The sequence below is a fragment of the Micromonospora sp. C95 genome (assembly GCF_018070465.1).
Taxonomy (GTDB): Bacteria; Actinomycetota; Actinomycetes; order Mycobacteriales; family Micromonosporaceae; genus Micromonospora.
Genome location: NZ_JAGPXT010000001.1, coordinates 1 through 23480, shown reverse-complemented (window position 1 = coordinate 23480; position 23480 = coordinate 1). Strand labels below are relative to the sequence as shown.

The window sequence follows — 23480 nt, the reverse complement described above, 5'->3', positions numbered from 1 at the left end:
AAGGGCGGGCAGTGGAGGCCGGATGCCGGTCTAACAGCACCTCACACCACCTCACACCACCTCACAACCGCAGGTCAGGCCCGGTGCCGCCATACGGACCTTGCCGACCCGGCTCCGGTCGTCGTTGCTTCCAACAGGCCAAAGCACCGTTGCGGCGACAATGCCGCAGCCGCGCGTCTGTCTCCCGGGGCTGCCAAGTGGTAGATCGGATGAGGCCCGCCGAGATGAACTTGGGACGACGATGTGGGTGCGGGGGATGAATCTGCCGTCGTACGAATTCCAGTGCCGAGCCACGTCCGTCCCAGCACGGGGCAGATGACGGCCATCGACGTCAGCAAGTGCAAACGGCTGGGTCGGCAGCGTCGGCGACAAGTCCGCCCCTGAAGTTCGCCAACTACGCGACGTTAGGGCGAGGGCAAACCGGCCGCTCCCGGATTTCGATCCGATGAGTGGATGAGGCGAGGGCGGCGGACGCGGAACGACGGTGCGGTCCTCACCGGGGCTGTGGATGATGTTTAGCGTGACTGAGAAGGGCAGTGGGTCCGGGGAGCAGCGCCTGTACGACGCCGTGGCGCGATGGAACGCCGACACCGGGTACGGCCTGGCGGACATGATCCATGCCGCCTGCCAGGCGCTGATCGACGGGCTGGACTCGCCGACGTTGCGCGAACTCGCTGGCGCCTCGGTGAGAGACCCATCCTGGGATATCCGCGAACTCGTGGCCAAGTCGCTGGAGGAACTCAGAATCCCCTACCCGGGCACTGTCCCCCCAGGCTTCGCCCTCGCAACAGGTGGAGGAGTCGCCCGTCGGCCAGGAGTCGACTCTCTACGTTTGGAAGTAGCGCCGGCGCCCGGCGACGTAGGCGGCGGATTCCAGGTGCAGGTCTACGTCAACGGTACGGAGATGACCTCTGCCGCGGCCGGACTCGGGATGGACCCGTACGACATCCTTGTCCCCACCAATCGTCTGGTGGCCGGCTCCCAGCCGCACACCGTTCCGATCGCCCGCTGCGAATGCGGCGTGTATGGCTGTGGATCCACAGACGTCACCATCACGCGGGACGGTGAACTGGTGCACTGGGACTGGTTGATCGAGGTGCCCATGAACCGCGGCGTCTCCTTCTCGGCCGCCGAGTACGACGTGGAAGTCGCACGGGTGGCCGCGGATCATTCGTGGGAGACGGCAGAGCGCACAGCTGGACGACGTGTCCTGACGGACATGGACCGCGAACGGTTGCGCTCTTACGGCCTCAAAACCAGTTGGGTCGCCAACGACTACCGCGATCACGAACTGTTCCGGGTCGCCCTTCACATCGACGGTGACTACCAGGTCTTCGTCGACACCCTGTGGCGTGGCCGTGGCCCCGAGGAGGTGGCGCACGACCTGACCGCCACCTTGGCACTTCCTCCCCGTGAGTGGCGCGCCACCTGGCACGCCATCAAGCCCACGCTGACCAAGCCGCCGAAGATCGCCGGGCCGTCCTGGCGACCCGCACGGTTCTAACAGTGGCCAGCCGGCAGCGGGTCCACATGGCCAAATGACGACCTTCCCGAACCTCGCTCGGCAGGTTGACGCCGCTGAACGGATCGCCGTCGCCCGCAGCGCGGTGAGCGTACTGGCTGATTTGACGAGTCAGTACCGCCGCGACCTTCATCAGGAAGAGCGCCTCCGACTTGCTCGCGAGGCACAGAGCCGTGCCGCCGAGGCTGCTCGACTACACGCCCGAGAAATGTCTGCCATAAAAATCGACTTCGTCGGCCTCCATCGGGCGACTGATCCTCACACGCGGGGCCGGCAGTTCGAAGGGGTCCTGAACCGCCTATTCGAACTCCACGATATGGAGCCGAGACTCAGCTACACGCTGAACAACGAGCAGATCGACGGGTCGGTTCATTTCGAGACCGACGACTACCTCGTCGAAGCTAAGTGGTGGAAGCATCACGTCGACCGAGCCGAGGCGGACGTCTTCGCCGCCAAGATTTGCCGCAAGGGCCGCAACACGCTCGGAATATTCATTGCCGTCAACGGCTTCACTGAAGGTTTTTTCCAGGCAACGCACGCAGGAGGAACGCCCTACATCACCCTCGATGGTGACGATCTCTTCCACGTCCTCGACGGCCGCGTTGACCTGCCAGAACTACTTCGCACCAAGCGCCGTCACCTAAACGACACCGGCAGCTGCTGGTGTCCCGCACGGCGGCTCGTCGCCTCAGCCTAACCTCGGCCTTTCGCGGTGGTCGTGTTCTTGGATGGGTCTGTCAAACGAACGGCTCTCTCACATTGAGGCCTTTTCATCGTGACGGGCCTGGTCACGTTGGATGCGGGCAAGGGTCTGTCGCCATAGGAGGAGGCTCCCGGTAAGACAGCAGTCGACCAAGATCCGATGCCCCAACCGGGAGCCTCGCTGTGCTGTCTTACCCGACTTGGCTCAAGTTAGTGCGCACGTCGGTTGGACTGGGTGATGGCTTCGAGGGCGTGGTGGAGGTCGTGGGGTAGGGGGTCGGCGGCGGTGATGGTGTGTTCGCCGGCTTGGATTTCGATGGTGCGGTAGCGGCGGGCGGTGCGGACGAATTTCTTGGTCGACCAGTTGGTGTGGTCTTCGATCCAGCGGCTGACGGCCAGGGCGGCGAAGACGATGGTGAGGTGGGCGTCGATCGAGTCGCGGGTGTGGTGGTAGATCGGTCTGGCTTGCAGGTCGTGTTTGGACATCCGGAACGACTTCTCGATGTGGAACAGCCGGTGGTAGGCGTCGATCACGAACTCGGCGGTTATCGGGGTGCCGTCGGGGCAGGCGGTGAGGTTGGTGACGTACCCCTTCAGGCCGGCGACGGCCCGGGCTTTGGCCTCCAGAGCCCGGTTCACTGTCCGGGTGCCGCCGGAGAGTCGGACGAACCTGTTGCGTTTGACGGTGGTCTGGCCGGCGACGGCTTTCTCGGCTTTGGCGACCTGCTCGTCGATCCCGCGTAGGGTGCGTCGGGCTCGATCGGTCTTGTACTGGTAGTAGATGACCTGGTCGCGGCGTCGGTCGGCCGACCCGGCGGGCCAGGGCTGGTTGAACACCTGCCCGTCGTCGATGTCCTGGTCCGGGTGGGCCTGGCGCCATGCCGCGACGACGTAGGGGACATCGGGGATGCGGGCCCCGAGGATGAACGACAGGCCTGCGGCTTCGATCGCCTTCTGGTTGGCCGCCGACACCATGCCCGCGTCGGCCACGATCGTCACGTCGGGCAACTGGTGGGCGTGCATGAACGCCTGGATCGTCGGCACCATCGTGAGGGTTTCGGCCTTGTTGCCCTCGAACGCCTCGACCATCAACGGGAACCCGGCAGCGTCGGTCAGCAGCCCGATAGTGATCTGCGGCTCCAGCCGACGTTCCTTGGAGAACCCGGGCTCGCGGAACCCATCGCCGGTGTCGGTCTCGAAGTACAACGTCGACACGTCGTAGAGCACCAGACTGGCCGGGCCCAACCCCGCGTGCGCGGCGCACGCCGCCGCCAACCTCTGCCGCCACGACTGGTCCGCGAACACGGGCAGACGACGCTTGACCGTCGCGTACGACGCCGGCACGACGCCCGTCTCCTCCAGCACCCGCAAGCTGTCCAGCTTGCTCGTCGGCTCGATGATCCTGGCCAACACCAACTGCCGGAACACCTCGTCGCCGCCGGTAGCCTGCGTGAACCCGAGCGCCTCATAGGCGCGGGTGAGGGCGTCCCACAGGTGACCCATCCGCGATGACGTGATCGGCAACGGACCCGCACCCCGCCCAGCAGTCGCGGCACCCTCCACACCCAAATCAAGTTCGCCCTGCCCAGCGGCCATGCGCTGCCGGGCGACCGCCCTCAACACCTCCAGCTCGGCATCGTCGTGCGCCGACCCGATGTGCTCGATATCCCGCGACCCCCGACGCGAGGAGTAGACGATCTGCACCGCCCGCGCACCCGACGCGGTCTTCACCGTCCGTACGTAGGGAGACACCAGCCCACCCTACGGCCGGAATTAGTGCACAGATCCGCTCAACACGAGCGGAGAAACCCCTGGTCAACGCCACGAGCCCGCGCACGCCCCATGATCGTGAGCCAAGTCAGGATCGTGACGGGCCTGGTCACGTTGGATGCGGGCAAGGGTCTGTCGCCATAGGAGGAGGCTCCCGGTAAGACAGCAGTCGACCAAGATCCGATGCCCCAACCGGGAGCCTCGCTGTGCTGTCTTACCCGTCCGCGGTCGCGCTGTCCATCCGTACCCTGAACCACCTGGCCGACCTCATCCGCGCCGAACGCATCCGGCGCCAAGGCCGGTGGCGGCGCCTCGACGCCGGCCAGCAGGCCCTACTCTCCCTGGCCCATCTGCGCAATGGGGACACCAGCGCCCGCCTGGCCTGCGGCTTCGCGGTCAGCGTCACGACGGCTTGGCGCTACGTCCGGAAAGCCATCCACCTGCTCGCCGCGCATGCCGAGGACCTGAACGCGGCCATACAGCGCATCGCCCGGCTCGCGTACGCGATCCTCGACGGCACCCTGATCCCGATCGACCGAGTCGCGGACCAGAGGCCGTACTACTCCGGAAAGCACAAGCGGCACGGAGTCAACGTACAGGTCATCGCCGACTGCAAGGGACACCTCATCTGGGCCTCGTCCACCCTGCCCGGCGCCGCACGACCTGACCGCCACCCGCCCCACGGCCTAATCGACGCGCTGACCAGCGCGAACGGGATGACCTTTGCCGACAAGGCGTACCAAGGCGCCGGCGGCAGCATCCGCACGCCCTTCAAGCGCCGTCGGCACCGGCCGCGACTGTCCCACCGGCAGAAGACCGTCAACCGGTACCACGCCAAGATCCGCGCCGTCGGCGGGCGTCCCGTCCCCACCCTCAAGGGCTGGAAGATCTTGGTCAAGTTCCGCTGCTGCCCCGGCCCGCCACCGCGATAGTCCAGGCCATCCTCGCTCTACATCACGGCCCGACCAGCCAAAACTCACGATGAAAAGCGCTCCTACTAACCAAGATCGCCGGAAACACCCTTAGCGAGACAGGCCCTGCGCGGCGGGGGCCTGTCTCGCTAAGGGTGTTTCCGGCGATCTTGGTTAGTAGGTTTCAGCGGTTGGGAAGCGGTCGCTGAAGGTGATGGCGAAGGCGTTCAACGCGGGTTTCCAGCGCATCGTCCATCGGGTTCTGCCTGCCCCGGTGGGGTCCAGGGACCGGGTCACCAGGTACAGACACTTCAACGCGGCCTGCTCGTTGGGGAAGTGGCCGCGGGCCTTGACCGCCCGCCGGTAGCGGGCGTTGAGGGACTCGATCGCGTTGGTGGAGCAGATGACGGTGCGAATCTCCAGGTCGTAGTCGAGGAACGGGATGAACTCCGCCCAGGCGTTGTCCCACAAGCGGATCACCGCCGGATACCGCCCGCCCCACTTCTCCGCCAGGTCATCGAACGCCGCCCTGGCCGCTTGAGCGTTGACGGCGGTGTAGATCGGCTTGATCTCCCGCTTCAACTCATCCCAGTACCGGCGGGACGTCAGCCGGAACGTGTTGCGGATCAGATGGATGATGCAGGTCTGCACGATCGTGCGGGGCCACACGTTCGTGACGACCTCCGGCAGGCCTTTCAGCCCGTCGCAGACGAGGAAGAAGACGTCCTTGACGCCCCGGTTACGCAGGTCGGTCAGCACGCTCATCCAGAACTTCGCGCCCTCACCACCGGTGCCGGCCCACAGCCCGAGGATGTCCTTCTCCCCGTCGAGGGTGACCCCGATCGCGGCGTAGAAGGGTCGGTTCGCGACCTGCCCATCTCGCACCTTGACCACGATGGCGTCGATGAACACCGCCGCGTAGATCTCATCGAGGGGTCGGTGGGACCAGTCGGTCATCTCCTCGATCACCTTGTCGGTGATCCGCGAGATCGTCTCCTTGCTGACCGAGGCGCCATAGATCTCCGCGAAGTGAGCGCTGATCTCCCCGGTCGTCAACCCTTTGGCATACAGCGACAACACGACCTCGTCGACGCCCGACAGGCGACGCTGCCGCTTGCGGACAATCTGCGGGCTAAAGGTGCCGGCCCGGTCCCGCGGCACGTCGATCTGCACCGGCCCCGACGCGTCGGTCAGCACTGTCTTCGGCCGGCTGCCGTTGCGGATGTTGCCCGAGCCGGCGCCGGTCTGGTCGTGTTTCTCGTAGCCGAGGTGCTCGGTCATTTCCTCGTTCAACGCGGTCTCTAGGACCGTTTTGGTCAACTGCTTCAGCAGCCCGTCCGGGCCGGTCAGCGACAGGCCCTGCTCCTTCGCCGCCCGGACCAGCTCGGCCGCGGCTTTCGCCTCGGCCGACGGCTCAGGCCGCTTCTTCCGTCCGGTCTGGTCGTTCAGGGTCGCGGTCATCACGGCACCCTCCTCACCAGGCACAACGCCCGGCAGGTCAGGCCGGAAACACCTTCAGATCCACAGACCCGGCGCGCAAGATCATAAGTGGTCCGAGCTGCGGAAACGCGGATCGGGCCCTTCTTGCTATCCGGCCTGTTCGGACGGTGGGTGTCACGTGGGTGCCACTCGGGTGTCATCACATTCCGTGACTGTGTGGCCAGTCGCGGGTTCTTGACCTGCGGCTTCTTCCGCTTCGCGGATGCCTTGCTGGCCGGAGTATGTGCCGCAGGTCGGGGCTGGGGTCGGTTGCGGCGGCCCCTCTTGCGGATCTTCGCGCGGGTGCGGTGGGCGGCGGCGAGGACGAGGTGGGCGGTCGCGTCGGCGCAGCGGCGCTGCACCTGGGGGAGGACACTGGTGTAGGTGTCGGCGGTGACCAGGATGCTGGAGTGCCCGAGCATGTCTTGCAGGGTTTTGAGGTCAGCTCCGGCTTCATGCGCGAGGGACGCGGCGCCGTGGCGTAGGTCGTGCAGTCGGACCGGCGGGATGCCGGCGCGTTTGACCAGGAGCCGGAATCGGCCGCTGGCGTAGCCGGGGTGGATGGGGCTGCCATCCTTGCGGACGAAGACATAGCCGGAGTCGGTCCAGGTCTTCCCGGTTGCCTCTCGGCGAGATTGTTGATCTCTTTGGCGGCGTCGGTGGTCGCGCAGAACCTGGACGGTGCGTTTGTCCAGGGCGACTGGGCGGCGTCCGGCGGCGGTTTTGGGGTCGCCTTCGATGACCTGGTAGCCGGCGGTGGTGCGGTTGCGTTCGACGTAGAGGACGCCGCGGTTGAGGTCGATTTCGGTCCACCGCAGTCCGCACATCTCGCCGCGGCGTAGGCCGCGTAGGGCGGTTAGCCACCAGAACGCGAACAGTGGGTCGTCGGTGACGGTGTCGAGGAACGCGCCGAGCTGCGGGGCGGTCCACACCGCGACGGTGGGGTGCTCCCCGGTGGTGTGCCAGGCGTGGACGCGGTCGTCGGTCCAGACTTGGGCGTGGGGTTTGCGGTAGCCGGCGACGGTGATGTGCCGGGCGGGGTTGCCGTCGATCAGGCCCTGTTTGACGGCGAGGTTGAGCGCGGCGCGCAGGGTGGTGCGTAGGTGCTGCATCGCCGACGCCGATTGGGGCAGTCCTTTGGTGTTGGTGGTCTGGGCGATCTGGTCGAAGACGGTGCGCAGCAGTCGGGCGTCGAGGTCGGCGAACCGGTAGGGGCCGAGGTGGGGGATCAGGACGCGTTCGACATCGCGGGTGTAGTGCAGGCGGGTGGTCGGCCGGATCCGGGTGTGCTGCTCCAGCCAGTGCCGCAGCCACCGCTGCACGGTCCAGCCGCTGGCGGTGCGCTGCGCCTGGGTCGTGGCCAGCCACTCATCCCGCGCCCGGCGGGCCGCCGCCTGCGACGGGAAGCCGCCTCGGCGGACGCGTTCGGATCGGCCGAGCACGTTGCGGGCCGAGCAGTGGAAGTACCAGGTGCCGTGAGCACGGTCGCCCAGATTCGGGCAGTGCTGTTCCAGCCGCCGGCCGCTGTCGTTGCGGCATCCGCACCGTTTGAAGATCATACCTGACGTCCCCATGACGGCACCCTTCTCGTAGAGGTCATCCTCTCCATCGACGTCGGTCGGCCTGCTGGTACGGGGCTGTCCGCCGATACTCGCTAGCTGTGCCTTCCGACCATCGGTGCGTGCTGTCTGGGGGTGAGCCGTCGCTCGGGCGGCAGGGCGGCGGATCTAGCCTTCTCTGGCGGTGCCGCCTTCTGTCGCTACGTAGCGTTGCGTAGCAGCGGTCATCAGTGAGGACCGGGGCGTCCTACTCCTCGCTGGCCATGACATCGGCAGCACACGTCCAGACGGCCACCCGACCCTCCGGGTCCACCCAGCGAACGACGTGAACCGATTTCCGGTCGCGCCGCGGGTCCGAATGGCGAGGCCGGCAGCGGTGTTCCCGGACTGCCCTCACACCGACCGAGACCGCTTCCCACAAACCCTACTTTTCAGGTAGGTGTTTCGGGACAGTGAACGCTTCCGGCAGACTGTTGACCGGCTGCAGGATCCGCGGTCAACATGGGTGCATGTCGCAGCGGGATGAGCTTCTCCTCACCGCTCGTGTGCACGTCGACCTGGTCCGGCACGCGAGCGCGCTCTGTTGAGCTGACGCCGACCTCACCACCACCACCACCGCAGCCGGCCGGCCGCCGCAACTGACCGGCGACACGTAGCCGCTGCTTCCAGCGCCGGCACCGGGAGCACGTCCGGTGCCAGTGCCATCACTCACGGCTTGTCCGCTCACCGCGGAGCGGCCTGCCCACACACCTGCCCGGGTGCCTCGCCACCCACCGTGGACAGACCCAGGAGATCCGCCATGTCCTCATCCCGTCGTGCCGTCCTGCGTACGCTCACCGCCGCCGCGAGTGCGCTCGCCCTCGCCGCCGTCACCGGCTGCGGTGGGGGCGCCGAGGCCAGTTCCGACCAGGCCAGAAAGCTGCGCTACCAGGGGTCCGTCGGGCAGGTCACGCTGCCCGAGCTCGCCGCCGACCTCGGCTATCTCGGCGATGTCGAACTCGATTGGATCGGCAACGTCACCGGCGGCCCCGCTGACATCCAGGCGACCGCGACCGGCCAGAGCGACTTCGGTGGGGCTTTCAACGGCGCGATCGTCAAGCTCGCCGCTGCGAACGCTCCGATCACTGCGGTGGTCAGCTACTACGGCTCCGACGCCCAGACCTTCCAGGGCTACTACGTGCTCGACGACAGTCCGGTCCGCAGCCCGCGCGACCTGATCGGCCGGAAGGTCGGCATGAACACCCTCGGCGCGCACGCCGAGGCGGTACTCAAGACATGGCTCGCGCGCGGCGGGCTCACCCCGGCCGAGATCAAACAGGTCGAGCTGGTCGCGCTGCCACCGGTCAGCACCGAGCAGTCGCTGCGGCAGAAGCAGATCGACGTGGCCGTGCTCGGCGGTGTGATCCGGGACAAGGCCGTCGCCAGCGGCGGCATCCGCACCATCTTCACCGACTACGAGCTGCTCGGCGCGTTCAGCGGCGGCACGTACGTCTTCCGCGACGACTTCATCCGCAAGAACCCGGACACCGTCCGGGCGTTCGTCTCGGGTGTTGCCAAGGCCATCGAATGGGCGCGCAACCAGCCCCGGGAGACGGTGGTCGCCCGGATGGAGTCGATCATCGCCAAGCGGGGCCGCAACGAGGACACGTCGCTGGTGAGGTATTGGAAGAGCAGCGGCGTCGCCGGCACCGGCGGCGTGATCAGTGACCAGGAGTTCGGCACCTGGATCGACTGGCTCGCCGCCGAGGGTGAGCTCGAGGGCGACAAGCCGAAGCCCGGCGACATTTACACCAACCGGTTCAACCCGTTCGCCAACGGGGGTGGTGCCGGGTGAGCACCAACAAGATCCTCTTTGATCGGGTGTCGAAGACCTTCCCGGTCCGCGCCAGCCGGCGTTCGCAGGCCGGCGCGGTCACCGCGCTGGACCGGGTGACCCTGGGTGTACGTGACGGCGAGTTCCTGGTCGTCGTCGGCCCCAGCGGCTGCGGCAAGTCCACTCTGCTCGACCTGCTCGGCGGGCTGTCGAAGCCCAGCGGTGGGCAGGTGCTCGTCGACGGTGAGGCGGTCGTCGGGCCCGGTCTGGACCGGGGCATCGTCTTCCAGCAGTACGCGCTGCTGCCCTGGCGCACCGCCGCCGGGAACGTCGCGTTCGGGCTGGAGGCCAAGGGCGTGCCCCGTGCCGAGCGCGCCGACCTGGTCGCGTACCACCTGGAGCTGGTGGGGCTCTCCGGCTTCGCCGACCGCCACCCGCACGAGCTGTCCGGCGGGATGAAGCAGCGGGTGGCGATCGCCCGCAGCCTCGCGTACGACCCGGACATCCTGCTCATGGACGAGCCGTTCGCCGCCCTGGACGCGCAGACCCGCGACTCGCTGCAGGACGAGTTGGTGCGGATCTGGCAGGCCACCGGCAAGACCATCGTGTTCATCACCCACGGTATCGACGAGGCCGTCCACCTCGGCCAGCGGGTCGCCGTGATGACCTCCCGTCCGGGCCGGATCAAGCAGGTCATCGACATCGACCTCGGCGACCGGGCGGTGGAGGACGTCCGCTCCACCGACGCGTTCCGCCATCACCGGCACCAGATCTGGACGCTGCTGCGCGACGAGGTGCGCGCCGCCCAGTCCGCCGAGCGACCAGCCGCTCCCGCTCCCGCGCCCGGCCGTTCCCGCCGGTGGGCGCGGTACGGCACCTCGACAGTCGGCCGCACCGCCGGCACCGGACCCGACGGTGGTCGTATCCCTGCTGTGCCGGGCGCCGACGCGGACCGCGCAGCGCCGGCGGTGGCCCGTCACGAGGAGGCCCGCGTTGGTTGACATCGCCGAACGACCCCGACTGGCGGCCACAGCCGCCGCGACGGCGGCCACTGACGCCGCGCCCCGGCTACCCCGGCGGCTGCTCGGCCTCGGCGGGCGGGTGCTGCACCGCACCGCCGCGCTGCTCACGCTGGCTCTGGTCTGGGAGACCGCACCCCGGCTGGGCCTGGTCGACCGGGTCTTCCTGCCGCCGCTGTCGGAGGTGCTGCTCGGGTGGACGGCGCTGCTGCGCAGCGGGCAACTCGCCGAGCACGTGGGCGCCAGCCTCACCCGATCGCTGACCGGGCTGGGCCTGGCGGTGCTCACCGCGATCCCGCTCGGGCTGCTGATCGGCTGGTACCGGCCCCTCGCCGAGTTGCTCAGCCCGCTGCTGGAGGTGTTCCGCAACACCGCCGCCCTGGCCCTGCTGCCCGTCTTCGTTCTCATCCTCGGCCTGGGCGAGACCTCCAAGATCGCCCTGGTGCTGTACGCCTGCTCCTGGCCCATCCTGCTCAACACCATCGCCGGCGTGAAGGGCGTCGACCCGCTGCTGATCCGCTCGGCTCGCTCGATGGGCCTGAACCACCTCCGGTTGTTCCAGAAGGTGATCCTGCCGGCCGCGGTGCCGACGATCTTCACCGGCGTGCGGCTGGCCGGGGCGTACTCGATCCTCGTGCTCGTCGCGGCCGAGATGGTTGGCGCGAAGGCCGGCCTCGGCTACCTCATCAACTATGCGCAGTACAACTTCGCGATCCCCGACATGTACGCCGGGATCATCACGATCTCCGCGATCGGCCTGGTGGTCAACCAGCTCCTCGTCGCCGTCGAACGCCGCTTCTCCACCTGGCGCGTCGACGTCTCCGCCTCCTGAAAGGAAGGACCTGTCGTGTCCCGTACCCTGCACCTGAACGCGTTCCTGATGGGCGTCGGCCACCACGAGGCCGCCTGGCGGCACCCGCGCACCGACCCGCACCGGGTCGCCGACGTGCGGCACTTCGTCGAGCTGGCCCGCACCGCCGAACGCGGCACCCTCGACTCGGTGTTCCTCGCCGACGGCCTCGCCGTCGGGCCGGCCGTGCGGCACAACATCCAGGCAGTCTTCGAACCGTTGACCCTGCTCGCCGCGCTGGCCACGGCCACCGAGCACATCGGTCTGATCGCCACCGCGTCCACCACCTACAACGAACCGTTCAACCTGGCCCGCAAGTTCGCCTCGCTGGACCACCTCAGCGGCGGCCGGGCGGGATGGAACATCGTCACCTCGGCCCAGGCCCGCGAGGCCCGCAACTTCAGCCTCGACGACCATCCCGCGCACGCCGAGCGGTACCGCCGGGCCGCCGAGTTCGTCGACGTGGCGATCAAGCTGTGGGACAGCTGGGAGGACGACGCCCTGGTCCTGGACACCGCCGCCGGGATCTTCGCCGACTCCGACCGGGTGCACGAGATCAACCACACCGGCGAGCGGTTCCGGGTGCACGGCCCACTGAACACCCCGCGCCCGCCGCAGGGCCGGCCGCTGCTGGTGCAGGCCGGCTCGTCGGCCGACGGCACCGCCTTCGCCGCCCGGTACGCCGAGGCCGTCTTCACCGCCCAGCAGACCCTCGCCGACGGGCAGCGGTTCTACGCCGCGCTCAAGCAGGCCACCGCCGCCGCCGGCCGCGACCCGGACTTGGTGAAGGTGCTACCCGGCATCGCCCCGGTGCTCGGTGGCACGGAGGCCGAGGCGCGGGCCCTCGCCGACGAGCTGGAGGCACTGATCGTCCCGGAGCACGCCCTCGCCCAGCTCTCCGGCATGACCGGCCTCGACCTCACCGGCCTGCCACTGGACGGCCCCCTGCCCGATCTGCCCGACGTCACCGCCGTGCAGTCCCACCAGAGCCGCTACCAGCTCGTCGTCGACCTGGCACGCCGGGAGCGGCTCACCATCCGGCAGCTCATCGGCCGGCTCGGCGGCGGCCGGGGTCACCGGGTGGTGGCCGGCGCCCCCGAGCAGGTCGCCGACCAGATCGAGCTGTGGTTCACCTCGGGCGCCGCCGACGGCTTCAACGTCATGCCGCCGCTGCTGCCCTCCGGGCTGGCGGACTTCGTCGACCACGTGGTGCCGCTGCTGCGGGCGCGGGGGCTGTTCCGGCACGAGTACACCGGCCGGACGCTGCGCGAGCACTACGGGCTGCCGCGCCCGGCCAGCGCGTACGCCACGCCGGCCCTGGTGCCGGCGTGACCACCGTCGACCGACCCCGGGCGCACGCGCCCACCGACCTGCTGCCGGTGGACCGGGACCTGTTCCGCGCGGTGCTGCGCCGGCAGGCCGCCACGGTGGTCGTGGTCACCGCCGTGGCGCCGGGCACCAACGATCGGACCTGCCTGGGCGGGCTGGGGGACCCGGTCCGCGCCGGCTTCACCGCGACCTCGTTCACGTCGGTGTCGCTGGACCCGCCGCTGGTCTCGTTCTGCCTCGGCGTCACCTCGTCCAGCTGGCCGGTGCTGGCCCGTGCCGAACACGTCGCCGTGCACCTGCTCAACGAAGGTCAACGGGACGCGGCCCGGATCTTCGCCACCAGCGGCATCGACCGGTTCGCCGCGTACCCGGACTGGTCGCCGGGGCCGTTCGGGGTGCCGCTGCTGCACGGGGTGCTGGCCCTGATGCTCTGCCGCGTCGTGCATCGCGTGCCGGCCGGCGACCACACCGTCGTGATCGCCGAACCCCTCGCGCTCGGCCCGGGCGAGGACGGGGACCCGCTGGTCTACCACCGGGGCGCGTACACGACGGCCGAGCCGACGGTGCCCGCGTGAGCGTCGCCTCCGCCGACCTGCTCGCGCTCGACCGGGCCGCCCAGGACCTGCTGTTCCGGGCGGCCCGCACCGCGAACACGTTCACCAACGAACCGGTCACCGACGCTCAGGTCGCCGCGATCCACGACCTCGTCCGGTACGGGCCGACCGCGCTCAACGGCCAACCCCTGCGGGTGTTGCTGCTGCGCTCGGCGCAGGCACGCGCCCGGCTGCTGCCGCACCTGGCCGGCGGCAACCGGGCCAAGACCCAGAGCGCCCCGCTGACCGCGGTGCTCGCCGCCGACATCGACTTCCACGAGCGGCTACCCGAGCTGTTCCCGCACCGGCCCCAGGCCAAGGACTGGCTCGCCGAACGCGACCAGCGGGCGGCGCAGGCCCGGTTCAACGCCGCCCTGCAGATCGGCTACCTGATCGTCGGCGTCCGGGCGGCGGGGCTGGCCGCCGGCCCGATGGCCGGCTTCGACGCCGCAGCAGTCGGGCAGGAGTTCTTCCCGGACGGCCGTCACGAGGTGCTGCTGCTGCTCAACATCGGCCGGCCCGGCCCGGACGCCTGGCGTGACCGGCTGCCGCGCCTGCCTACTGATCAAGTGGTTTGGGCCCTCTAGGCTCCACCTCGCGGACCGTCGTTGTCCGGGGAACCCGTCCTGACCGGATCTGCTGGTGGTCAGGTCCGCGCCGTGGTGCCGTCGCCGATCAGCGCGGCGATGGTGTCGTCGGCGGGGCAGCGGCGGCGAGCGACGTAGCGTTCGATGAAATCGGCGACCGCGCCGCGTACCGCCGGCGGGGCGCCGGTACGGGCCAGGGCCGCGTACGCGATGTGGAAGCACTCCCGCGCTGCGGCGGCGAGGTGGGGGTCTCGCAGGCCGTGCCTGGCGGCACGCGTCCACGGACCGCGCCGGTAGGGCTCACGGAGGGCGTGCAGCCGCTCGGTGGCGGCCAGCGCCTCGTCGCCGGCCTGGGCGTCGGCGAAGAGCGCGGCGGCGACGGCGAGCGGCATGGGCCAGCCGTCGACCGGCTGTCCGTCGATCATCGCGAGTTCCAGGTGTCCACGTGGGCGCACCGGGGGCAGCAGCGTATCCAGGTGGCGATCGAGGTCGTCGAGAGTTGGCCGACGCGGGTGACCGGCACGGAGCCATTGCCGGAAGGTCAACCCGACCGGAGCCGTGCCGGGACCGGCGGGAGAGGCCACCGGGGCATCCAGCGCGTAGCGGGACCAGGACTCGCGGGGATCGCCGCCGGGCGGTGGCGCGGTACGGCGGGGGTCGAGTCGTAGCAGCGTGGCCTGCCGGCTGGAGCGCCACCCGCCGCCCGCGGTCGTAGGCGAGTTGGCGAACGCGGCCAGCAACACCGGACCGACGGCGTGGGCGAGGGCCCACCGGCGGCGGAACCCGAGCGGGCCGGACGCGGCGTGGCCGGCGTCGAGGCGTACCCGCACCGCCGCGGCGGCCGTCGTCGCGCGGCGCGGATCGACCGCGCGGGGCAGGGCGGCCAGGCCGCCGCCGGCGAGTCCCGCGCGTATCGCGGCAAGGTCCTCGGCGGTACGGCGGACACACTCGCCCAGGTCGCGGTATGGCGGGCTGATCACCGTGATCGCACCGGAAGGGGCGACCTCGTGCCGCCCGTGGGGAGGTGCGCCGTGCGCGGCGAGCGCCGACTTCACCCGTGGCGCCGGCACGGCGCGCCCTGGGTCGGTCGAGTCACGCAGCAGCCACTCGACGCGCAGTCCGACGAGCCGGGGAGTGCCGGTGTGGAAGGCGTGCCGGGCCAGGTACGCCTCCGCGTCCTGTTCGGCCAGCGGCGGTCCGGCGGTGGCGTGCATTCGAGCCTCCTGGGTGGGGAGCACCAGCCTCAAGCCACTTGTCCGGTGGGGAATCGCCCACACGGCGGGGCGTTGCCCGGTGAGTGGCGGGACGGGTCTTGACGAGACCAGCTTAGTCCACTATTCCTATATCTCAAGTAGGAAACATCGGAGAGTGGGGAGTGGGTTCTGTACGTCTCGGCGCGCACCGACTACGCCCTGCGGGCGATGCTCGTGCTGGCGTCGAGCCAGGACATTCCGCATCCGTTCCTGAGCGGCATCCTGCTCGACCTGCGTCGGGCCGACATGGTGGACAGCCTCCGCGGCACCGACGGCGGCTACCGGCTGACCCGTTCGCCTGAGGAGATCAGGGTCGGCGACGTGCTGCGGGCCACGGTCGGGGCGATCACCGCGGTCCGTGGGTTGCCCGTCGCCGCAACGTCGTACCAGGGCGTCGCCAGCGGGCTCAGCGAGGTGTGGCGGTCGGTCCACCGGGCCGTCGAGGAGGTCGTCGACCGGGCCAGCCTCGCCGACCTGCTGCGCGGAGGGTTTGCGGACGACGCAGAACAGCAGGTGTCACCTGCCACGACGCACCGCGCTCCCGCGCGGCGAAGGAGGATGGAAACCCCGTGAGGAACAGACATAAGTTCACCGCTGTGGTCGCGTTGGTTGCCGGTCTGGCGCTGACCGCGTGTGGAGGTGGGCAGGCGGCCGGAGACGGCACGACACTCAACGTCGTCGGGTTCGCGGTGCCCGAGGCGGCGAACAAGGCGATCGCGGCCGAGTGGATCAAGACCGACGCGGGCGAAGGCGTGGGATTCAAGACCTCCTACGGTGCTTCGGGTGACCAGAGCCGTGCGGTGGTGGCCGGCTTGAAGGCCGACTATGTCCACTTCTCGGTGGCCAGCGACGTGACCCGGCTGGTCGATGCGGGGCTGGTCGACCAGAGTTGGGACGACGGCCCGAACAAGGGCATCGTGTCCTCGTCGGTGGTCGTGCTGGCGGTCCGCAAGGGCAACCCGAAGAACATCCAGGGCTGGGACGACCTGGTCAAGCCGGGTATCGGGATCGTGACGCCGAACCCGGCCTCCTCGGGCTCCGCCCGGTGGAACGCCCTCGCCGCCTGGGGGCACATCACCGCCAACGGCGGAACCGAAGCCCAGGCCGAGGAGTACCTCACCAAGCTCTTCGCGAACGTGGTGGCACTGCCCAACAGCGGCCGGGACGCCACCACGGCGTTCCTCGGCGGCACCGGCGACGTCCTGCTCGCCTACGAGAACGAGACCATCCTCGCCCGTCAGAACGGCGAGGAACTCGACTGGGTGCTGCCGGCGACCACCATCCGGATCGAGAACCCCGGCGCGGTCCTCAAGGACGCGGACCCGAAGGCGAAGGAATGGCTGGACTTCGTCCTCGGCACGCAGGGCCAGCGCCAGTTCGCGCTCAAGGGTTTCCGGCCGATCATCGACGGGGTCGACACCAGCGGCGTCGAGGGCGCACTCGACCCGAACAACCCCTTCCCGACGCCGCAGAAGCTTCTCACCGTCGACAAGGACTTCGAGAGCTGGTCCGCGCTGTCCACCAAGTTTTTTGACGAGAACAACGGCATCGTCACCAAGATCATCGCGGACTCCGGGAAGGCTCAGTGACCTCGGCCGTACTCGCCCCGGACGGACCGGCGGCCAACCGCCGGTCCGCCCGGGGCGGCCTTCCGCTGACCCCGGTCTCCGGCCTGGGCCTGGGCGTGGCGATGCTCTGGTTCAGCCTGCTCGTGCTCATCCCGCTGGCCGCCGTGGTGGTGACCGCGTCCCAGGGTGGCTGGGGTGGCCTCTGGCAGACGGTGACCAACGAGCAGACCGCCGCCGCGATCCGCCTCACCGTGGGCACCGCGGCACTCGTCACCCTGGTCAACATCGTCATGGGCACCCTGATCGCCTGGGTGCTGGTGCGGGACCGGTTCGCCGGCAAGCGGGCGCTGGAGATCCTCATCGACGTCCCGTTCGCGCTGCCGACCATCGTCGCCGGGCTGGTACTCCTGTCGCTGTACGGGCCGGACAGCCCTTTGGGGGTCAACGTCGCCAACACCCGGGCCGCGGTGTTCCTCGCCTTCCTGTTCGTCACGCTGCCGTTCATCGTGCGTACCGTGCAACCGGTCCTCGCCGAACTCGACCCGGAGATCGAGGAGGCGGCGGCATCACTGGGCGCCAGCCGCCTCACCACGTTCCGGCGGATCATCCTGCCGAGCCTCACCCCGGCCATCGCGGCCGGCGCCGCGCTGTCGTTCGCTCGGGGGATCAGCGAGTACGGCTCGCTGGTCCTGCTCTCCGGCAACCTGCCGATGCGCACCGAGGTGGCGTCGGTCCGCATCCTCAGCAGCATCGAGAACGACAACCCCGACAGCGCGGCGGCGGTCGCGGTCGTACTACTGACCATCTCGTTCGCCGTCATCGTCGTGCTCGACCTCGTCCAACGCCGGGTGGTGCGCCGTGGCTGACCACTCCCGAACGACCGGCACCAGGGTCGGCGGCCCCGGACCTGTCCGCCACCTGCTGCGACTCGTGGTCACGACCTACCTGTTCCTGCTCGTGGCGTGGCCGCTGTACCTGGTCGGCCGTAACGCGTTCGCCGACGGGTTCGTGGACCTCACCGCGATCCTCACCGACCCCGACGTGACCCACGCGCTGCGGCTCACCGTCGTTATCGCGGTAGCCGCCGTCATGATCAACACGGTGTTCGGCGTCGGCATCTCGATTCTGCTCGTCCGCTACAACTTCCCCGGAACGCGGCTGCTCAACGCCCTGCTCGACGTGCCGCTGTCGGTCTCGCCCATCGTCGTCGGGCTCGCCCTGGTGCTCGTCTACGGCGGCCGGGAAGGCTGGTTCGGGCCGACCCTCGAAGCAGCCGGACTGCAGATCATCTTCGCGGTACCCGGCATGGTGCTGGCCACCGTCTTCGTGGCACTGCCCCTGGTCATCCGGGAAGTCGTGCCGGTGCTCGAAGAACTCGGCGACGACCAGGAGCAGGCGGCCCGAAGCCTGGGCGCCAACGCGCTGCAGACGTTCCGCCGGATCACCCTGCCCTCGATCAAATGGGGTGTGATCTACGGGGTCGTGTTGAGCCTCGCCCGGTCGCTGGGCGAGTTCGGCGCGGTCAAGGTCGTCTCCGGCAACGTGCTCGGCCAGACCCGCACCGCCACCCTCGTGGTCGAGGAGAAGTACCTGAACTTCGACAAGGGCGGCGCGTACGCCACCGCCTTCCTCCTCGCACTCGTCGCCGTGGCCAGCATCATCGTCGTATCCGCCCTCAGGCCGAAGGAAGACCGTTGAGTATCGAGATCGCCAATGTCGGCAAGCGTTTCGGAGGGTTCGTCGCGCTCGACGACGTGTCGGTGAGCATCCCGGCCGGCCAGCTCACGGCCCTGCTCGGCCCCTCCGGCGGCGGGAAGTCCACACTGCTGCGCATCATCGCCGGTCTGGAACGCGCCGACACCGGCCGGGTCGAGATCGACGGGGTGGACGCGACCAGCCTCCCACCCCAGAAACGCAACGTCGGCTTCGTGTTCCAGCACTACGCGGCCTTCAAACACCTGTCGGTACGGCGCAACGTGGCCTTCGGCCTGGAGATCCGCAAGCGCCCCAAGGCCGATATCCGCAACCGCGTCGACGAACTGCTCGCCCTGGTCCACCTGGAACAGTTCGCCGACCGGCTCCCGTCACAGCTGTCCGGCGGCCAACGCCAACGCATGGCCCTGGCCCGCGCGCTCGCCGTCGAACCGACCGTGCTGCTGCTCGACGAACCCTTCGGCGCCCTCGACGCCAAGGTCCGCAAGGAGCTGCGCGACTGGCTGCGCCGCCTGCACGACGAGGTGCACGTCACCACCGTCTTCGTCACTCACGACCAGGAAGAAGCACTCGAGGTCGCCGACGAGATCGTCGTCATCAACGAGGGCCGGGTGGAACAGATCGGGCCGCCGGACGAGCTGTACGACCGCCCGGCCAACGACTTCGTCATGCGTTTCCTCGGCCCCGTCACCCAGCTCGGCGGCCTCCTCGTCCGGCCGCACGACCTGCAGATCCACGCCGGCGACGGGAAGCCAGCAGCGGTGCCCGGGCGGATAACCCGGATCACCCGCGTCGGCTTCGAGATCCGCATCGAGGTCACCACCAACGCCGGCCAGGTCGTCGCCGTGACCCTGACCCGCAACGAGTTCCTCGCCCTCGGCCTCCACGACAGGGCGTCGGTCCACCTGACGGTCGCGCCGGACAGTCCCACGGTCGCCACCACGTCCCGGCCCCGCGCGTCGGCGTCGGCGAGCCTCGCCGCCTCGCGCTGAATCACCCTGGCCGGGCCGGACGATCGTCCTGGCCAGGGACGGGGCGCCGTACATTGGCTCGCCCGCCCCGGCCGGGACACCGCCGTCGTCACCCGGGATCTCCCCGCCGGCCGACCGGCCCCTGGTGGAGGTGTTCCACTGGCAGACCGTCTGCCTGCCACGCGGCGAAGCCGCCGACGACGTCGGTCGCCCGCCACAGGCCAAGATCCTGCAGCGCCGCAGCGGCCAGCGACGAGGTGTAGCCCTCCTGGCAGACGACCACCACCGCGAGGTCGTACCCGTCGGCGAGGTCGAGGCGGGCGTCGCTGCGCGGATCCAAACGCCATTCGAGCACGTTGCGTTCGATCACCACAGCCCCCGGAATCTCTCCGCACGCGGACCGCTGTGCCATGGGCCGGATGTCGACGAGGACGGCTCCAGCCCGCTGCGCCGCGTGGGCGTCGACGGGGGCCAGCCGGCGCAACCGACCACGCGCCGCGGCGAGGATCTCGTCGATGCCTCGGGAGCCGGCCGGCGGATTATCCCCGCGCCTCACCAGTCCACCCCGGCACTGTCCACGGCGGTAACGACGAGGCGGTCGTCCGTTATCTCGTAGCGGGTCATCTCCTGCAGCGCGGGACGGTACACGTGCACGCTCACCGCGGGCTCCCCTCCCGCGTTGCGGATCCGGTGGATGTGCCGGGCACCGAACACCCGGCCCTGCCCTTCGCCCCACCGGCTCTGCCGCAACCGCCAGCCGCCGTCGTCACGGCGACGTGGACCGGCCGACCCGAAGACATCGCCGTCACGGTTGCCGCCGGTCGGCGTGTGTTCGGTCAGCGTGCCGGCGACCACCAGGAACGCACCCGCCGCACCACCGTGGTCGTGCAGATCGGTGCCCTGCCCTGGCAGCCAGCTCAACAGCCACACCTCGGCCTCCGGACCCACGGCGAGGCGCTGGTACCAGCGCCGCCGCCGGTCGAACCGCACCTGCGGCCAGTTGGCGCGACGAGCGGCGTACCGGCGGGCAATGGCCAGCGGGTCGCCACCCGCACCACGCGGAGCGAACCCCGTGCGAGATACCGCCGTGCTCATGCCGCCCTCCGCCGCGGGTGACCCGAGAGCGGACCGGTGGGCGCGACGGAGACCTCGCGCCCATCGGAAGCATGGCGCGGGGCGCGCACCACGACGACGGAAGCATCGGCCGCAAGCCGGTAACCCACACCATGCACTGTGCTGATCAAGGGCGTTCGAACACCCAGCTTGTGCCGCAGCCGCCGAATATGGACGTCGACGGTCCTAGGCCCCGTGAACGGCTGGTTCCACACCCCGTCCAGGAGCTGAGCGCGGGTGAGCACGCGGCCGGGGTGCTCGGCGAAAAACAGCAACAGGTCGTACTCCCGCCGGCACAACTCGACCGGCACGCCACCTCGGGCGACGGTCCGGGCATCAGGATCGATGCGGATCACATCCGGACCATCCGGGACGTCGGGACGGACATGCCCGAGCCAGTCCGGCAGGCCGGTAGCGCTCATCGCCGACAGCCGTGCCACCAACTGCCGCAACAGGTCCTTTTCGTCAGGGACGGCAGCATCAAGCCTGAGGTGAACCGTGATCGTCAGATGGAGCTCGCGCTCGGGTAGATTCGCCCGCTGACCCGGCAGGCGCAGAACGTCAGGCACAACTGTCATCGTGGACTCCAGCATGGGCGGAAGAAGCGGATGATGATCAACCGTTTACGTGCCCTGCTCCGATGCGTGCCGCCCCGGAGTGGGCCTCGCCTAGCGACAGAGAGCGCTGCGGGTGCGCTGGAAGTCGACATACCGCCGAACGACGAGCATCCCAGCAGCTGCAGCGCCGGCCGGGCCAGTCATTCGAGCGGTCATGCCAGCAGAATAACATACTGATCCTATAGGAGAAGAGTATAAATTCGCTGACATCGGAGCGGCTCACAGGGTTTCATCGAGTAGGTCCTGCCGCGTTCTACATCCCTCTGCGGGTTCCGAGCGCTGGCTCACGTCAGGACGCCGGACGCAGGGCCGGCCGACGGATCAGAAGGTTAGGGGTTCGAGTCCCTTCGACGCGCAAGATCATAAGGGGCCTGAACTGTGTGAACGCAGTGCGGACTTTCTGTTGTTCGGCCTGTTCGGACGGTGGGTATCACGTGGGTGCCATTCGGGTGTCATCGCGTTCCGTGACGGTGGGTTCGGGCGGGGATTGGTGACCTGCGGCTCCTTTCCCTCGGCGGATGCCCTGCGGGCTGGAGTATCTGCTGCGGGTCGAGGTTGGGGGCGGTTGCGGCGGCCGCTCTTGCGGATCTTCGCGCGGGTGTGGTGGGCGGCGGCGAGGACGAGGTGGGCGGTGGCGTCGGCGCAGCGGCGTTGGTCGTGGGGTAGGACGCTGGTGTAGGTGTCGCGACGCCGGTGGGCGTGAGCACGGCTGCGGGGTCGGTGGCGCTCGTCGGAGCGGCCCTGGCTGCGGCGGCGGTGTTCGAGGTGGGAGAGTTGCCAGCGCGGGTGATGGTCATCGCCGCGGTGGTGGGGATGTTCGCGGCCCGGGTGGCGGACCTGCGCGCGGTCGCGGTGGTGACGGTTCTGGCGGCGGCGATCTTCGTGGGATTCTCGGGAACCGTTACGGCGTTCTGATCGGCGGGCAAGCGTCGTACACACCGATGGTCGTCTTCGCTGGGGTGCTCGGCGCCGGCTACCGGCGGATCTCGGTGGTTCCCTGCTCCGATGGTGCTCGGATGTTCAGCACCGATCGAGCACCATCGGAACTCGTCCAGCACGCCGACCGACACGCGCGACGGGTGGGGATGGTTGCTCCGTGGCTGCTCGTACGCCGGGGAACTGGCACGAGCCCACGGTCACCTGCCGTGATGGTGCTCCGTTGGTGCTCGGATGTCCGGTACTTGGTCGGCACGAACTGATCGGAATCGGCAACGGACGCCTCGCTCGCCCGACCTTTTCACGCCTGATCTTGACCCTTCATTCGCTGTAGCGCCCGGACCAGCAGATACTCAGCCGCTTGTTTCGGCACGCAGCACCACTCAGCGGCACGTGTGAAGCGGCGGTTACGCAGCGTAGAGAGCATCTGACGGGTCCGGACTACGGATCAGAAGGTTAGGGGTTCGAGTCCCTTCGGGCGCGCCACACAATCAAGGCCGTGACCAGCTAAAACGTTGGTTGCGGCCTTGACCGTTTCCCAGTATGTGCACCAAGCTCCCACGATGTGGGAGCTTGGTGCTCCGTTGGTGCTCCAAGGTTCGCGTGCCGTCTGAGTGGCGGTTTGTGCTCGTGCGTGCTGACCAGTGCGTGTGCGTGTCGCCTCGTTTGGATCATGGTGGACGTGCACGTCGGCAGGTCGTCGGTTTCTGTCCACTGTGGCCAGTGGTGGCGGTGGTGGTGTGGACATCTGATTTCCGCCCGGTTGTCCTGTCCCGGGCGCCGGGTAGTGGAGGGCACTTGACACGGTGCGGTTGAAGACCGTGCGGGTTGGGTTTGGGCCGGCACGAGCCGGGCTCCCGGCTCGTCGCCGGGGTGTCCATCGGGTCTGGACCAGGTCGGTGCCGGCTACGCGATGAACCGCAGCGGCCGATGTAGCAGCCGCCGGTGACCGGCACGGGAGGGTGTTGGTCGAGCGGCTTCGCCCACGAACCGTTCACGTGCGGTGCCTGCACGACGCGGTTCGGGACTGCCAACACCGGCGCACGCTCATGCCGATGAGCGGATGTTCATGCTTGCTTCTCGGTTGCGGCGGTGAACTGGATGGTCCGGTTGCTGACCAGTTCGGGGCAGCGGACAGGAAGGTCGTGGCCGGCTTCTGGGATGGTTTCGGCGTG

At 69.1% G+C, this 23480-nt stretch carries 22 protein-coding genes and 1 pseudogene; 16 read left to right on the top strand and 7 right to left on the bottom strand.

Annotation, left to right across the window (positions count from 1 at the left end; genetic code table 11):
- Positions 1–511: 511 nt before the first annotated feature.
- Both KBX00_RS00110 and KBX00_RS00105 read left to right on the top strand, forming a co-directional pair.
- Positions 512–1504: a hypothetical protein gene (locus KBX00_RS00110; protein ID WP_374225232.1), complete on the top strand. Its 993-nt coding sequence runs from the start codon at positions 512–514 to the stop codon at positions 1502–1504.
- A gap of 34 nt (positions 1505–1538) precedes the next feature.
- Positions 1539–2219 carry a restriction endonuclease gene (locus tag KBX00_RS00105; RefSeq protein ID WP_210821937.1) on the top strand — a complete coding sequence of 227 codons (681 nt, stop codon included), beginning with the start codon at positions 1539–1541 and terminating at the stop codon, positions 2217–2219.
- Between the two features lie 215 nt (positions 2220–2434).
- Here the strand turns inward: KBX00_RS00105 and KBX00_RS00100 are convergent, their stop codons facing one another.
- Positions 2435–3928, bottom strand: coding sequence for an IS1634 family transposase (locus KBX00_RS00100; protein WP_210822775.1), 1494 nt, complete (start codon positions 3926–3928; stop codon positions 2435–2437).
- Positions 3929–4200: 272 nt separating this feature from the next.
- Here KBX00_RS00100 and KBX00_RS00095 point away from each other — a divergent pair.
- Positions 4201–4979, top strand: a pseudogene (locus KBX00_RS00095) (transposase family protein).
- Positions 4980–5079: 100 nt separating this feature from the next.
- Here the strand turns inward: KBX00_RS00095 and KBX00_RS00090 are convergent.
- A complete protein-coding gene (locus KBX00_RS00090) occupies positions 5080–6366 on the bottom strand; it encodes an IS256 family transposase (RefSeq protein ID WP_210821935.1) in 1287 nt (428 codons plus the stop codon).
- On the bottom strand, positions 6366–7877 hold the full coding sequence (locus KBX00_RS00085; RefSeq protein WP_210822773.1) for a tyrosine-type recombinase/integrase: 1512 nt from the start codon (positions 7875–7877) through the stop codon (positions 6366–6368). The genes KBX00_RS00090 and KBX00_RS00085 overlap by 1 nt, the downstream gene beginning before the upstream one ends.
- Positions 7878–8452: 575 nt before the next feature.
- Here KBX00_RS00085 and KBX00_RS29760 point away from each other — a divergent pair.
- From KBX00_RS29760 to KBX00_RS00055, 7 genes are all read left to right on the top strand, one after another.
- Complete coding sequence (locus tag KBX00_RS29760) at positions 8453–8530, top strand: putative leader peptide (RefSeq protein ID WP_349881247.1); 78 nt, start codon at positions 8453–8455, stop codon at positions 8528–8530.
- 212 nt (positions 8531–8742) lie between these two features.
- On the top strand, positions 8743–9777 hold the full coding sequence (locus tag KBX00_RS00080; RefSeq protein WP_210821933.1) for an ABC transporter substrate-binding protein: 1035 nt from the start codon (positions 8743–8745) through the stop codon (positions 9775–9777).
- Positions 9774–10757: an ABC transporter ATP-binding protein gene (locus tag KBX00_RS00075; RefSeq protein WP_210821931.1), complete on the top strand. Its 984-nt coding sequence runs from the start codon at positions 9774–9776 to the stop codon at positions 10755–10757. Before KBX00_RS00080 ends, KBX00_RS00075 begins: the two co-directional genes overlap by 4 nt.
- Positions 10750–11607 carry an ABC transporter permease gene (locus KBX00_RS00070; RefSeq protein ID WP_210821928.1) on the top strand — a complete coding sequence of 286 codons (858 nt, stop codon included), beginning with the start codon at positions 10750–10752 and terminating at the stop codon, positions 11605–11607. The genes KBX00_RS00075 and KBX00_RS00070 overlap by 8 nt, the downstream gene beginning before the upstream one ends.
- A gap of 15 nt (positions 11608–11622) precedes the next feature.
- Positions 11623–12957 (top strand): LLM class flavin-dependent oxidoreductase, encoded by a 1335-nt coding sequence (locus KBX00_RS00065; RefSeq protein WP_210821926.1) that lies wholly within the window; start codon positions 11623–11625, stop codon positions 12955–12957.
- Positions 12954–13529: a flavin reductase family protein gene (locus KBX00_RS00060; protein ID WP_210821924.1), complete on the top strand. Its 576-nt coding sequence runs from the start codon at positions 12954–12956 to the stop codon at positions 13527–13529. Before KBX00_RS00065 ends, KBX00_RS00060 begins: the two co-directional genes overlap by 4 nt.
- Positions 13526–14134, top strand: a complete 609-nt coding sequence (locus KBX00_RS00055) for a malonic semialdehyde reductase (protein ID WP_210821922.1) — start codon at positions 13526–13528, stop codon at positions 14132–14134. The genes KBX00_RS00060 and KBX00_RS00055 overlap by 4 nt, the downstream gene beginning before the upstream one ends.
- Positions 14135–14193: 59 nt before the next feature.
- Here KBX00_RS00055 and KBX00_RS00050 read toward each other — a convergent pair whose 3' ends face one another.
- Positions 14194–15348 carry a glutamate-cysteine ligase family protein gene (locus tag KBX00_RS00050; RefSeq protein ID WP_210821920.1) on the bottom strand — a complete coding sequence of 385 codons (1155 nt, stop codon included), beginning with the start codon at positions 15346–15348 and terminating at the stop codon, positions 14194–14196.
- Between the two features lie 168 nt (positions 15349–15516).
- On the opposite strand from KBX00_RS00050, the gene KBX00_RS00045 reads away from it, so the two are divergent.
- From KBX00_RS00045 to KBX00_RS00025, 5 genes are read left to right on the top strand one after another with little or no spacing between them, the layout of a single operon-like run.
- Positions 15517–15960 carry an Rrf2 family transcriptional regulator gene (locus KBX00_RS00045; protein WP_210822771.1) on the top strand — a complete coding sequence of 148 codons (444 nt, stop codon included), beginning with the start codon at positions 15517–15519 and terminating at the stop codon, positions 15958–15960.
- Positions 15957–16976, top strand: a complete 1020-nt coding sequence (locus tag KBX00_RS00040) for a sulfate ABC transporter substrate-binding protein (protein ID WP_210821919.1) — start codon at positions 15957–15959, stop codon at positions 16974–16976. The genes KBX00_RS00045 and KBX00_RS00040 overlap by 4 nt, the downstream gene beginning before the upstream one ends.
- Positions 16973–17821, top strand: coding sequence for a sulfate ABC transporter permease subunit CysT (gene cysT / locus KBX00_RS00035; protein ID WP_210821918.1), 849 nt, complete (start codon positions 16973–16975; stop codon positions 17819–17821). Before KBX00_RS00040 ends, cysT begins: the two co-directional genes overlap by 4 nt.
- Positions 17814–18653: a sulfate ABC transporter permease gene (locus KBX00_RS00030; RefSeq protein WP_210821917.1), complete on the top strand. Its 840-nt coding sequence runs from the start codon at positions 17814–17816 to the stop codon at positions 18651–18653. The genes cysT and KBX00_RS00030 overlap by 8 nt, the downstream gene beginning before the upstream one ends.
- A complete protein-coding gene (locus KBX00_RS00025) occupies positions 18650–19660 on the top strand; it encodes a sulfate/molybdate ABC transporter ATP-binding protein (RefSeq protein ID WP_210821916.1) in 1011 nt (336 codons plus the stop codon). The genes KBX00_RS00030 and KBX00_RS00025 overlap by 4 nt, the downstream gene beginning before the upstream one ends.
- Positions 19661–19748: 88 nt before the next feature.
- On the opposite strand, the gene KBX00_RS00020 is transcribed toward KBX00_RS00025, so the two are convergent.
- The 3 genes from KBX00_RS00020 to KBX00_RS00010 are packed head-to-tail and all read right to left on the bottom strand — an operon-like array spanning position 19749 to position 21321.
- Entirely contained in the window at positions 19749–20195 is a 447-nt protein-coding gene (locus KBX00_RS00020) for a rhodanese-like domain-containing protein (RefSeq protein WP_307867898.1), read from the bottom strand.
- A complete protein-coding gene (locus tag KBX00_RS00015) occupies positions 20192–20734 on the bottom strand; it encodes a cysteine dioxygenase family protein (protein WP_210821915.1) in 543 nt (180 codons plus the stop codon). Before KBX00_RS00015 ends, KBX00_RS00020 begins: the two co-directional genes overlap by 4 nt.
- Positions 20731–21321, bottom strand: coding sequence for a winged helix-turn-helix domain-containing protein (locus KBX00_RS00010; RefSeq protein WP_307867897.1), 591 nt, complete (start codon positions 21319–21321; stop codon positions 20731–20733). The genes KBX00_RS00015 and KBX00_RS00010 overlap by 4 nt, the downstream gene beginning before the upstream one ends.
- Before the next feature lie 741 nt (positions 21322–22062).
- Here KBX00_RS00010 and KBX00_RS00005 point away from each other — a divergent pair.
- The gene (locus KBX00_RS00005; protein ID WP_210821911.1) at positions 22063–22284 is read left to right on the top strand and encodes a hypothetical protein; all 222 of its coding nucleotides are present in this window, start codon (positions 22063–22065) and stop codon (positions 22282–22284) included.
- Positions 22285–23480 lie beyond the last annotated feature (1196 nt).

Coding starts and splice junctions, on each gene's coding strand:
- KBX00_RS00105 (WP_210821937.1), top strand. CDS start 1,539: ATGACGACCTTCCCGAACCTCGCTCGGCAGGTTGACGCCGCTGAACGG.
- KBX00_RS00015 (WP_210821915.1), bottom strand. CDS start 20,734: ATGAGCACGGCGGTATCTCGCACGGGGTTCGCTCCGCGTGGTGCGGGT.
- KBX00_RS00050 (WP_210821920.1), bottom strand. CDS start 15,348: ATGCACGCCACCGCCGGACCGCCGCTGGCCGAACAGGACGCGGAGGCG.
- KBX00_RS29760 (WP_349881247.1), top strand. CDS start 8,453: ATGTCGCAGCGGGATGAGCTTCTCCTCACCGCTCGTGTGCACGTCGAC.
- KBX00_RS00110 (WP_374225232.1), top strand. CDS start 512: ATGTTTAGCGTGACTGAGAAGGGCAGTGGGTCCGGGGAGCAGCGCCTG.
- KBX00_RS00080 (WP_210821933.1), top strand. CDS start 8,743: ATGTCCTCATCCCGTCGTGCCGTCCTGCGTACGCTCACCGCCGCCGCG.
- KBX00_RS00090 (WP_210821935.1), bottom strand. CDS start 6,366: ATGACCGCGACCCTGAACGACCAGACCGGACGGAAGAAGCGGCCTGAG.